This window comes from Paenibacillus pabuli NBRC 13638, assembly GCF_001514495.1.
In the GTDB taxonomy this organism is placed as follows: Bacteria; Bacillota; Bacilli; order Paenibacillales; family Paenibacillaceae; genus Paenibacillus; species Paenibacillus pabuli.
Genome location: NZ_BCNM01000012.1, coordinates 170,934 through 183,185, shown reverse-complemented (window position 1 = coordinate 183,185; position 12,252 = coordinate 170,934). Strand labels below are relative to the sequence as shown.

Sequence of the window (12,252 nt, the reverse complement as noted above, 5' to 3'; positions counted from 1 at the left end):
TATACGAGAGCGATGTCTGTCGTATCATTATGATGCAGTCAGCGGTGATAATTTGAAGATTCCCAACTTACATAGCAACCATATTCCAACGGGTTACGAATTCAAGCATTCCAAATGGATCAAAAAAATGCTTCGTGCATACTGGGTTGTCGTTTTAACGCATGTTGTCATTCAAATAGGCTGCTTTCAGTTTCTGGATTATGATCGCACTCCGGAAGATTTTATGATCCATGTTTTATTTTGGCCTACCTTAGCCAGCACTCTAGCTATTCTGATTGCCAGTTGGGTGGAACACCATTTCAGTTCGGTTTCCTTCTATTCCATGTCCATCGCCAGCACGATCATAGCCTGGACCATCATTCATGTTAATTATGATATTCGGATCATATTAGCCATTTGTCTGCTGCCGATCTTCGCTTCGGTTCTGTTCTTCAGCAAGAAGAGGGTATGGATGGTATGCCTCATGCAGATCATTGGCTATCTCATCGTTCTCTGTGAACCAACCTATCGGCTCTACTTGTCCTCGTTTGATATGGTTTCCATTCCGGCTTTTCTCATTGTAGGTACATATGTTGCACAACTGATTGTTACGAGCGGCGTCGAGGTTCTGGATGATCTTCAGGCCAGTATGCTTGCCAAACAGGATCTGATTGTGCGAAACGCGATTATGAGCAAGGAATCCAAGACAGACGGGTTAACCAAACTGTATAATCAAAGCTCCTTTAAGGACTATTATGAAAAAGCGTTTGAGTATGCCACTAATGGAATGAGTCTTCACCTGGCTCTAATGGATATTGACAACTTCAAATCCATCAATGATACCTATGGACATCAGGTGGGAGATACCATTCTGGAAAGAGTCTCGCTGGTCATTCAGGAGAACATCACCTCAAGCGATATCGCCGCACGTTATGGCGGAGAAGAATTCGCACTGTTAATGTTTGAGCAATCTTTTGAACAGGCTTATGCCATGGTGGAGCAGATCCGTAAGAAAATCGCCCGAAGCGTTCACAAGGAACTTGAAGGATCTTATATTACAGTGTCAGTCGGCCTCAAGAGCTACAGTCCCCATCTGACCAAGGACACATTGTTTGAGGAAGTGGATGCATGTCTCTATACCGCCAAACGAACGGGGAAAAATAAAACGATGACGTCCCTTGATCTGGTTTAGTCCTCCAAAAAAACGCAAAAAGTAGTGCTGCTCTCCGGGAAACCGGCTGTACAGCACTACTTTTTTTCCTGCTAATTGTCACTCTGAATGTACCGGTTCACTCTGCCCATTCCCAGCGATGTGTATTTTGCTCCAGCTTCGGGTGGAGCTTAACAGGGTCTCCATCAATAATCAGACGTACTTCCTTAATCCAATCTTTGAACGAATCAAATGATGCGAACTGATTTGCCATCTCCACGGTGAGATACAAGAAGTGAGGTGCCTTATATTCTGCCGTAATATGGCGTAAAGCTGTATCGATCGGTGTATATTTCTTCCTTTTGCCCTCCAATGACTCCACCCTTATGCGGGATGCAGGATGATCCCTCCTCCAGTCATGAAGACGATCTTCTCTTTTGTAATATGCCTGTACGGCATCCCGGCTCATTCGCTTAACGGTACTCTCATGCAATGGATAAAGCACAAGCTGTTCAAAAGAACGTGTATCCGCCGTTGCAGCGGCGCGTTCAAGCTGCTCATCCGTTACGTGCTCAAATGAATCATAGAAAATCAGTGTGCCTTTCCGGGTAGCCGGGGGCGGTTCGTAGCCATAGGGTACATTGGTATATTTTCCAGACATCTCATCGCTCCTTGCCTGTATGCTGAACAGTTACCTGATACTTTATATTATATTATTCTCTACTTGTGTTCTTCCATTCTGGATAGAATGTCATTCTATTTTTGCCTGCACGTTTCGATTCATACAGTGCCTCATCTGCCATGCGAATAATTTCACTCGGATTGCCACTGTTCGCAGGATACTCAGCACCGCCGATGCTGCATCCAATATGAATACGCTCATATTCGATAATAAATGGCTTGTTCAGGGTCTGTATAATATCTTCTGCATAAGCTCGTGCTTCTCCTCTTGGATCTTCTCCCGCAGAGCGGAGTACAATGAGGAACTCATCTCCCCCAAGTCTTACCGTAATTCCCTTGTCCCGCTTAAGACTGGATAAGCGCTGTGCCACTTTTTGCAGCAAAATGTCTCCAGTCTGGTGACCAAGCGTATCATTCACGCTTTTGAAGCCGTCCAAATCAATATACAGGAAGGTCAAGGTATGATCAGTACTTTCTGATTCAAGTGATTCCTCCAGATATACTTCCAGCGCAGTTCGATTAGGCAGACCCGTCAGTTGATCATAATGCGCAAGATTCTGCATAATAACCAGTTCAGAATCCTTATTCGTTAGCGAAGTCAGCATATCTCCGAGGGAACGCGACAGCAGTTCGATTTCCCTGAAGCCCCGATTTTCCGGAATCTGTTCTTGTACTCCGGCACCAAGTCGATTCGCTACTTGAGTCAGCCTTGCAATCGGAGCCGAGATTTGACGGGAGATTAGCCAGCCAATTAGCGCGAACAAAACGGTAACGGCCAGTCCTGCCCACACATTAAACCAAAGCATATCTGTTACGGAAGAAAACGCCGTTGATTTGAGCTGACGAATAACTACTGTCCATCCAAAACCCGGATAGTCCAGATGGCCCTGACTGGTTGCAAATCCTGTAACATATTCTTTCCCATCCGGCCACTCTTCTATGGACCAGGTGCTTTTATGCTGCCTCGCCGTTTCAATACCCGTTAGTTTCAGTGGTTGGCCAATCCATTCTTTTGTACCAAGCAGCACCGTATTATCCTTTTGGCTGACAATAAACATCTCAATGTCCTTCTCCTCATGCTTCAACGGTTCAAGGACACTTTCCTCCACTTCCTTCGCCCAAGCCCAGCTCAAATGTGCAGCCAGCACGCCAGCAACCTCTCCGTTCTTATATTTCACCGGAAAGCTGATATCGACAAATTGCAGTGGTTCGCCAGTTGGGTTCGGAAGCAGCTTCGCCAGAAGGACAGCATCATGAACATCTCCAATAAATTTACCCTTGATGCCCTCCTGATACACAGGTCGTTCCGATAAATTTTCACCACGCAATATGCCATCTGTGGAAGCCAGCACTTTTCCTTTTGGATTCATGAATCCAACCCATGAGAAAGTGGGAAAGCTATCTTGAAGCTGATTGAGCAGCATCTGAATTTCGGCAGGTTCGAAGCGGTCCTCCAGGGCGATCATTTGCCCCAGCAGCTCCAGCTCCCCTGAACGCGTCCACATGAAACGGTCCAGCTTGTCCGAGGTCTGAGAAGCTGTGCTTGTCAGTGAGTGACCAATTTCGGTTTCCACAGCGACAGCGGATTTCTGGCTGAGAATATACCCAAACGTCAATGTGACCAACAGGGATAACACACCAAAGGTCATGGTTAGTACAGTTTTAAGTTTAAAAGACATGACTTCCTCCAATAAACGGTGAAACCAGCCAGCTTTTTCAACATCATTCATGCTGTTAAGAACTTCGGGATGTCACCTATTCGTATACATCTTTATCGGAAATAATGTCTTTTTTCATTATACAGATCCATACAATATGGGAACACTAATCGCACCGTGTTTCTTCCATTCCAAAAATAGTCACGATTCTGTATATACATACTTGGGTTATGAATATAGAGAGCAAGCATATCGGATCGTTGATAATGCACCTGCTCGTTATAACAGAACGCATTAGAAATTCAGTCATTGGGGGTGTAATGTTGAGCCTGCTTCATGTTGCTGTGATTCTGCCTTTTGCCGCTGGTATTATTCTTGCCATGCTGCATCAATTTTTCCGTAAAATACATATGGGATGGCCGGTCTTGCTTGTCCCGGCCCTGTTATTTGTCTATTTTGCGAGCCTCATACCCGCCGTGTCCCAGCGGAATACGGTATCCGGATATATTCCATGGATTCCGTCACTGGACATTGGATTTAATCTATATCTGGATGGTCTAAGTCTGCTGCTGACACTCTTAATCACCGGAATAGGAACCCTCGTGGTCCTTTATTCCATTTTCTATATGGATACCAAAGAAGCCTTGAATCGCTTCTACCTGTATCTGTTGATGTTTATGGGAGCCATGCTGGGCGTGGTGCTGTCAGATAATATGATTGTATTGTATGGATTCTGGGAATTGACCAGTATTACGTCCTTTCTCTTGATCGCTTTTCACTACAAACGCAAAGCGTCCACTTCAGGCGCACAGAAGTCGTTCCTCATTACTGTTTTTGGTGGTTTTGCCATGCTTGCCGGGTTCATGCTGATGTATCTCATGACGGGTACGTTCAGCATCCGCGCAACGATTACGGAATGGGGACAGATTCAGGAAAGTACACTCTTCTTGCCTGCTCTTGTGCTCATTCTGGTCGGAGCTTTTACCAAATCGGCACAGTTCCCGTTCCACATCTGGCTGCCTGATGCGATGGAAGCTCCCACTCCCGTCAGCGCCTATCTGCATTCGGCTACGATGGTCAAGGCAGGACTTTATGTCGTAGCCCGGTTTACACCGATCTTTGGTGGACAGGGAATATGGTTTTGGCTCGTCACCGGGGTTGGTCTGTTTACCCTTTGTTATGGATCTTTCCTTGCCGTGAAAAAAAATGATCTTAAAGCCATACTGGCCTATTCTACCATCTCACAGCTTGGTCTAATCATGTCTCTGCTCGGCGTTGGCTCAGCAGCCCTCTATTTCGGATATGGCGAATCCTCCGCGATGTACACCGTTGCCATTACAGCAGCTCTGCTTCATCTGTTCAACCACGCTACCTTCAAGGCTGCTTTGTTTATGGTCGTTGGTATTGTGGATCATGAGACAGGTACGCGGGATATAAGGAAACTCGGCGGACTTGCTTCATTCATGCCTGTGACCTTTACGGTAGCACTCGTCGGAGCACTCGCCATGGCCGGAATTCCGCCGTTTAACGGATTTCTGAGCAAGGAACTATTCTTCCAGGCCATGGTGGAAGTAACACACTTCCGTATCTTTGGACTCGGGTCATGGAGTTTACTCTTGCCTGTGTTCGCCTGGCTCGCAAGTGTATTCACTCTGATCTATGCGCTCATTATTGTGTTCAAAACATTCCTCGGTCACACCCGCAGTGAGATTCCTGCCGAGAAGCTTCATGAAGCTCCTGCTGGCATGCTGATTCCTCCAGTCATTCTCGGCATACTCGTGATTACATTCGGCCTATTCCCGAATCTGCTGGCTGGATCATTAATTGAACCGGCGATGACAGGAGTGCTTCCTTCTCTGCTAAGCGGAAATGAGCACTTTGATGTTCATTTCTCATTATGGCATGGCATCACACCGGAATTGATCATGACCGTCGGTGTAATTGCCCTGGGGGGTACATTATACAAATTGCTGCCCCGCTGGAGAAATATATATGAGCACTACCCCCAAGGACTGACGATAAACAATATGTACCATGTCGTGCTTGATCATCTTCAGCATTATGCACGCAAATGGACCGAAGCCTATATGAACGGTTCGGTTCGTAACTATCTGGTATATATTTTCTCGTTCACCGTTGCATTGCTGGTCTATGCCTTTTTCCGTTCAGGGGAAAATATCACCTGGAATTTCAAGGGCAACGCCCCCTTTTCATTCTATGAGGCAGTGCTTCTGGTCGCATTGATCGCGGCAGCCGTTTCGATTCCATTTGCCAAGAACAGGCTATCCGCGGTCATTATGACAGGCGCAGTGGGTTACCTCGTCACTTTACTATTTGTCCTGTTCCGAGCGCCGGATCTGGCATTAACCCAGATGATTGTCGAAACGGTATCGGTTGCCCTGTTCCTGCTATGCTTCTACCATCTGCCTGAGCTACAACAGGGCAAATCAAGCCGCCGCTATCTCAGTGTGAATATGGTTGTAGCCATTGCAGTAGGTGTGGTCATGACCTTTGTAGCATTAGCTGCGAGCGGAACCGCGTCACTGGAGAGCATCTCCGACTTTTTCATTCAGGAAAGTTACCATCTGGCTGGCGGCAAAAATGTCGTCAATGTGCTGCTGGTGGACTTCCGTGGTTTCGATACCTTACTGGAAATTATGGTACTCGGGGTAGCTTCATTATCGATCTACTCCATGATTAATCTGAATCTCGAAGCAAGAGACCTTGGCGCCAGATTGAAATTCCGCAAGAAAGAACAGACTGAAGAAACGGATAATGCGTCGGACGATGAAACAGACAATACGAAAAAGTACGGCAACCGTGAACGCAGTTCTTCAACATGGGATACCGTACCTCTCCAAAGCAACGATGTGTTGTTGCAAACGACGACCAAAGTTGTTGTCTTTATCATTCTGACCTTTGCCCTGCATCTGTTCTTTGCTGGACACCATAACCCCGGCGGGGGATTCATCGGCGGGCTTGTGACGGCAGCCGGACTGGTTCTAATTGCACTGGCGTTCAGTACAGATACCGTTCGCAAAGCGTTACCTATTGATTTTCGAACCCTGACAGCCATCGGGCTGGGCATTGCCTTGTTAACCGGAGCGGGCTCCTTTTTGTTCGGCGTCCCCTTCCTGAGCCAGACCTTCGGTTATTTTGATCTTCCTATACTTGGGGAAACAGAACTGGCCACCGCGATGCTGTTTGACCTAGGCGTGTATCTGGCTGTCCTGGGAGTCACCATGAATATCATTCTACAGATCGGGGAGGATCGCTGATATGGAAATATTGATGTGTGTGGCCGTTGGCATACTGTTTGCAGTCGCCGTCTTTTTAATCTTATCGCGGAGCCTGCTCCGGATCGTGCTCGGCATGTCCATTCTCACTCACGGGGTGCATCTGCTGCTGATCACGATGTCTCGTCTCAAAACAGGTGCACCACCCCTGCTTGGGGAGCAGGCTGAACGCTATGTCGATCCACTTCCCCAGGCACTGATATTAACATCCATCGTCATTAATTTCGGACTAACTGCTTTCTTCTTTGTTCTCTCCTATCGTTCCTATCTGAAGCTGAAAACAGATGATATGGAAGAAGTTAGGAGGCACCCATATGAATAATCTCGTTGTGCTGCCCATTCTGCTGCCACTGATTACGGGAGTTATGGCTCTCCTGTTCTTTCGACGGACAGATATTCAACGAATGGTGAGTGTTATTGGCCTTTTGCTTACAGCAACGGCTTCAACCGTCCTGATTACCCAAGTGGCGCAGTCAGGGATCCAGACGCTAAATATGGGAGGTTGGGCACCTCCCTACGGCATTGTGCTTGTTGCCGATATGGTATCGGCCTTGCTCGTGGTGGCTGCATCCATTATCGCACTGGCTTGCCTGCTCTACGCCTTTCGCAGTGTAAACAAGGAGCGGGAAGAGCATCATTTTTACCCATTCTTTCATTTTCTGATTGCAGGTGTAAACGGTTCGTTTCTTACCGGTGATCTGTTTAACCTGTTTGTCTGCTTTGAATTGATGCTCATCTCTTCTTATGCACTGATTGTATTGGGAGGTACGGAGAGACAACTGCGGGAAACGATTAAATATGTATTGATTAACATTGTCTCTTCTGCATTGTTTGTAGCCTCTATTGGCTTTCTCTACTCGATTACCGGCACTCTAAACATGGCCGACTTGTCCAACCGGATTGCCGAAGTCGGACAGAGTGGTGTCATCACCCTAATTGCGGTCCTCTTCCTGATCGTATTCAGTATCAAGGCAGGACTGTTCCTGTTCTTCTGGTTATCCGGCTCCTACGCGGCCCCTCCGGCAGTGGTCACCGCCCTATTCGCTGGTTTGCTGACCAAAGTTGGCCTGTACGCTATTGTGCGAACATTCACACTGATTTTCTATCATGATCCGGATTTCTTTCATGCACTTATCGGCTGGATGGCTGGAGCGACAATGGTACTTGGGGTCATCGGGGCCATGTCCTATCGTGACGTTAATAAAATTCTTATCTACAACGTTATCGCAGGGGTTGGATTTGTAGCCTTCGGCATGGCTGCTGCCAGCCGCCCGTCACTGGAAGGTCTACTCTTCTACATGCTGCATGATATGCTGATCAAAACGCTGCTCTTCCTGCTCGGGGGTGCCCTGATCGCGGTCGCAGGAACCTCCAAACTCGATAATATGGGCGGGCTGATCCATCGCTATCCACTGCTTGGCTGGATGTTCTTCATCAGTGCACTTGCCTTGGCCGGCATTCCGCCATTCAGTGGATTTCCTGGGAAATTGCTGCTGTTCGAAGGCGGATTCCAGGCTGGGTTGTATGGTCTGACAGGTATTGCCGTCCTGTCCAGCCTGCTAATGCTATATTCGGTTCTGCGCATCTTCATTCAAGCGTTCTGGGGTGAACCACCAGCAGGCACCGTGAGAAGACCCTACGCCGTGAACGGTCTGCTCATCCCTGCCGGAATTCTGTTTGTGTTCATCATCGTGATGGGTGTGGGGGCTGAGGGTATGTTCCAACTGACCTCCCGCGCAGGCGACATTCTGCTGCATCCCAATCTTTACATTGATGCAGTATTGAAGGAGTAGATGCGTATGGCTTTTCAGATAGTGCTTAATCTTATCATTGCCTTTGTATGGATGTTTCTGAATAATGCGTGGAATGGCGTTGGTTTTCTCACGGGTTATCTGCTGGGACTGCTGTTGATCGGAGGCATGCGACGATTCTTCCCTCAACGCTTTTACATCGTTCGTGTCTGGGCGATCATCAAGCTGATTGCCTTGCTGTTCAGGGAACTCGTACGGGCCAGTATTGAAGTTATTCGCCAGATTGTGAAGCCGAAGCTCGATATTCGGCCAGGCATATTTTCCTATCAGACACAGCTGTCCTCTGACTGGGAAGTTACACTTCTCTGTCTGATGATCTCACTCACACCAGGTTCCCTGCCACTTGAAATTTCGGGCAATCAACGCAAATTGTATATACACGCGCTGGATATCAAAGACGAACAGAAAATGAGTGATGATATCAAAAATACGTTCGAAAAAGCCATTATGGAGGTGACGCGATAATGTTATCCTCACTGTTGTTCATATCCTTGCTTATTCTGTCCCTGGCGATCCTGGGTTGTCTGTATCGGGTGCTGCGGGGCCCTTCCATGGCTGATCGAATTACGGCACTCGATACCATCGGTATTAATGTTATTGCCATCGTTGCTGTGCTATCCATGATGCTTCATACACAGGCTTATCTGGATATCATACTGCTGATCGGCATTCTCGCTTTTCTGAGTACAGTGGCATTCGCAAGATACATTGAACGGGGGGCGGTATTCAAAAATGAAGGAGATCGTTGATGGAACCGCCGGAATTGTCATCGGACTCATTGTCCTGCTGGGGGCACTCCTAAGCGCATTCAGTGCGTTTGGACTGATTCGACTGCCAGATGTATATTTGCGTGCACATGCCGCTACCAAAAGTACAACGCTTGGTGTACTGTGTGTGCTAAGTGGAACGTTTCTCTTCTTCTGGTATTTCGACAACTATATTAGTGCTCGGGTATTGCTTGGCATTGTGTTTGTCTTTATTACGGCACCGGTTGCCGGGCACCTGAACGGACGCGCGGCCTATCGCACAGACGTACCCCTGTGGGAACAGAGTGTCCAGGACGAACTTGAGCCGTTGTTAAAAGGTAAAAAAGTCAACCATGAGGCCAAGGACATGATGGAGTAGTCACCTGGTCCACTATTAAATACCCCCGGGACATGCCGCACATTAGCGGTCGTCCCGGGGGTATTTTGGGGGTTATTGAATTATCTCCGTGCAATCTATCTTCATGGAGAAGTGGAACTAAGCTCTGGAACGAAGCTCTATTTTCACCAGATCAGAATCCATCCAGTCCCTGTCTTCTCAGATCCGCAGCAACGATTCGTGCAAGCTGGGCAGCACCCTGACGATTTGGATGCAGCGTATCTCCTGTCATATACAGGGCAAGTGTTGCATCAGGACCAATGGATGTGAAGTAAGCCGAACTGAGTTTGTTCAGTTCTACCAGCTTCACTCCCTCTTCCTGAGCCAACGCACGCGTGGATGCATTGTACCAACGGTTCTCTGCCGTGTGTACATTCGCTGAGTTGAAATCGGTTGCCCGGCCCTGAGGCGTCGACAGAATGACGGTGGCTCCTTTATTTTTGGCTTGACGGACCATGTCACGCATGATCTCCTTGAACTCCGCTTCCGTCGTATTGTTCTTGGCATTCGTATCATTGATCCCTAATTGCAAAATAAAGTAATCTCCTGGCTTGATATACTTCAGTATGGCTTCCATCTGTCCATCATTACGGAAACCTCTTGCGAATTGACCGCTTGAAGCCATATTACGAACCTGAAATGTACCAGTATTCACGTAGGAAGGAAGCAGTTGTCCCCATCCTCCCTGCACGCTGCTGCTGAGCGGATAATAGTTGCATACCGTAGAATCTCCACCAATATAGATCGTACGATTCGTGACAGGCTGGTTAGACAGTTTCCTAATTTCAAGCGCACTCAGCGTAAAGGCAGTACCTGCCTTGCCTTCCGTTACCAGCAGATTCAGCTGTCCGTCGGTCACTGGAATCTGGAACTGATCGGTCGCCCCGTTGCCCGTCATATTGATGATCTGGTATACGCCCTCTGCTGCCACACTGGATCTGGCTGTATTGCCCAGGACTACTTTGACTTCATAGAGGCCGTTGGATAAATCCACATTAAACGTGTTCGTGCTCTTCGTGCCAAAAGTGACAAACTGTACGGCATCGCTCGCAGCGCCCGTTCCGGAGGCCGTTACATTCCGCATATTGGCAGGTGTATTGAAACCATACCCTTTCGCTGATGTGTAGGCATCGGCTGCCGACACACCTGTGTAACCACTCTCCACTGCACCCGCACCAAAATCAAATTTGTATTCGTTCGCCGCAGCTTCGGCGACCTGCCCGTCTTTTGAGGCCACAACACTTCCGAACAGGCTTGTAAACAACGTGAGACAGAGCAAATACCGCACGGATTTTGACCCTTTCATCACTAAACACTCCTCTCATTTCATTCATATCCTAAATCTTTCAGCATATAAAATGTTGTATATCCTACAGCACGTTCTTAAGCCAATCATAGGCTTTCGCACCGCTAATCTCATGTCCGCCATCAAAATAATCTGCATCCAGTGATTGACCAGCACCCGCATGGGCATAAATCATTTTCAATCGTTCATGAGCCTCCCGTGCGGAATGAAGTGGAAAAACAAGATCCTCACTTCCAATCTCCAGAAAGAGAGGACGCGGAGCAATCAAACCGATGATATCCGGCAGCTCTGCTTCCTGCAAAATCCCTGGAATGTAATTGTCGAGACAATGATTACGATCCAAAATGCTGCCATGAAACGTGCTTGCGTAACCACTGACCACGACAGCTTTACATCGTTCGTCCAGTGCTGCCGTAAAGGCAGTAACCAGTCCCCCACCGGAGATGCCCATGCTTCCGATCCGCTCTGAATCCACTTCTGCCCGAGTCGATAAATAATCCAGCACACGTGTTGTTTCATAAACCCGATGTCCCGCAAGCGTTTTGCCCACCATAAGCAGATGCGCAGCAATCTTAGTACAGGAACTTGCACCCGGCGGTGCGTCGCGATCCTCATTCAGTCTTCTTTCCCCAAATCCAAGCAGTTCAGGAGCAGCCACAACATATCCACGCTTTACAAGAGCGACCGCAAAGTCTTTGTGTAACCCGGGATCTCCTGTCCGCGGTGAACCATCCGGATCCATACCGCAAATCTCCCGGCTCCCGTACCCGTGACCATGACAGGCAACAATAACTGGCTTCTTCACATCGGTAGCGCTTACATCTTCGGGAATCAAAAGATATATAGGCATCCGTAACCCTGCATAGGTTGTGATCTCAATCCGCTCCCGAATATAACCATCACAAGTTGTACGTTCCAGCAAGAGAGGGTTGAGATCGGCAGTTTCCGCGGGAAATCCGCCAAGTCGCTCCTGAACTCTGTCTCGCAATTGCTTACGCCATGCTGTAAGTTCCATATCTGCATAATAAACGGAGCGCCCGCGAAGGTTCGTTTGTTGGTACAGGTAGTAATCAATATCCTGCATTAGCTTGTGTCCCTCCTGTTTGTCGTGGGTTATATTAGATGGTTGACCTGTTTTTTCTTATTCTTATCCATTATAGAACTAAAAGTAAAAATAAGGAATTTCCTATGAAAATAAAAAATGAATTCCCATTCTTAATAGGATGAG

At 47.7% G+C, this 12,252-nt stretch carries 11 protein-coding genes; 7 read left to right on the top strand and 4 right to left on the bottom strand.

The features are described from left to right. The first annotated feature begins 52 nt into the window (after window positions 1-52). Window positions 53-1,171, top strand: a complete 1,119-nt coding sequence (locus tag PPA03S_RS17630) for a GGDEF domain-containing protein (protein ID WP_062324648.1) — start codon at window positions 53-55, stop codon at window positions 1,169-1,171. 97 nt (window positions 1,172-1,268) lie between these two features. Here the strand turns inward: PPA03S_RS17630 and PPA03S_RS17625 are convergent, their stop codons facing one another. Together PPA03S_RS17625 and PPA03S_RS17620 are read right to left on the bottom strand one after the other, a co-directional pair. Next, a complete protein-coding gene (locus tag PPA03S_RS17625) occupies window positions 1,269-1,790 on the bottom strand; it encodes a hypothetical protein (RefSeq protein ID WP_062324646.1) in 522 nt (173 codons plus the stop codon). A gap of 52 nt (window positions 1,791-1,842) precedes the next feature. Beyond that, window positions 1,843-3,489, bottom strand: coding sequence for a sensor domain-containing diguanylate cyclase (locus PPA03S_RS17620; RefSeq protein ID WP_062324732.1), 1,647 nt, complete (start codon window positions 3,487-3,489; stop codon window positions 1,843-1,845). 302 nt (window positions 3,490-3,791) lie between these two features. Here PPA03S_RS17620 and PPA03S_RS17615 point away from each other — a divergent pair, with 302 nt between their 5' ends. From PPA03S_RS17615 to mnhG, 6 genes are read left to right on the top strand one after another with little or no spacing between them, the layout of a single operon-like run. Beyond that, the gene (locus PPA03S_RS17615) at window positions 3,792-6,746 is read left to right on the top strand and encodes a Na+/H+ antiporter subunit A (RefSeq protein WP_062324644.1); all 2,955 of its coding nucleotides are present in this window, start codon (window positions 3,792-3,794) and stop codon (window positions 6,744-6,746) included. Between the two features lies 1 nt (window position 6,747). Beyond that, window positions 6,748-7,086: a Na(+)/H(+) antiporter subunit C gene (locus PPA03S_RS17610; protein WP_062324642.1), complete on the top strand. Its 339-nt coding sequence runs from the start codon at window positions 6,748-6,750 to the stop codon at window positions 7,084-7,086. After that, complete coding sequence (locus tag PPA03S_RS17605) at window positions 7,079-8,557, top strand: Na+/H+ antiporter subunit D (RefSeq protein ID WP_062324640.1); 1,479 nt, start codon at window positions 7,079-7,081, stop codon at window positions 8,555-8,557. Before PPA03S_RS17610 ends, PPA03S_RS17605 begins: the two co-directional genes overlap by 8 nt. Before the next feature lie 6 nt (window positions 8,558-8,563). Continuing rightward, window positions 8,564-9,040: a Na+/H+ antiporter subunit E gene (locus tag PPA03S_RS17600; protein WP_062324638.1), complete on the top strand. Its 477-nt coding sequence runs from the start codon at window positions 8,564-8,566 to the stop codon at window positions 9,038-9,040. Further along, window positions 9,040-9,324 (top strand): Na(+)/H(+) antiporter subunit F1, encoded by a 285-nt coding sequence (locus PPA03S_RS17595; protein WP_053782045.1) that lies wholly within the window; start codon window positions 9,040-9,042, stop codon window positions 9,322-9,324. Before PPA03S_RS17600 ends, PPA03S_RS17595 begins: the two co-directional genes overlap by 1 nt. After that, window positions 9,308-9,700 carry a monovalent cation/H(+) antiporter subunit G gene (gene mnhG, locus PPA03S_RS17590; protein WP_062324636.1) on the top strand — a complete coding sequence of 131 codons (393 nt, stop codon included), beginning with the start codon at window positions 9,308-9,310 and terminating at the stop codon, window positions 9,698-9,700. Before PPA03S_RS17595 ends, mnhG begins: the two co-directional genes overlap by 17 nt. A 151-nt stretch (window positions 9,701-9,851) precedes the next feature. Here the strand turns inward: mnhG and PPA03S_RS17585 are convergent, their stop codons facing one another. Further along, window positions 9,852-11,024 carry a rhamnogalacturonan acetylesterase gene (locus PPA03S_RS17585; RefSeq protein WP_082704199.1) on the bottom strand — a complete coding sequence of 391 codons (1,173 nt, stop codon included), beginning with the start codon at window positions 11,022-11,024 and terminating at the stop codon, window positions 9,852-9,854. Window positions 11,025-11,088: 64 nt separating this feature from the next. After that, entirely contained in the window at window positions 11,089-12,108 is a 1,020-nt protein-coding gene (locus PPA03S_RS17580; protein WP_062324634.1) for a dienelactone hydrolase family protein, read from the bottom strand. Window positions 12,109-12,252 lie beyond the last annotated feature (144 nt).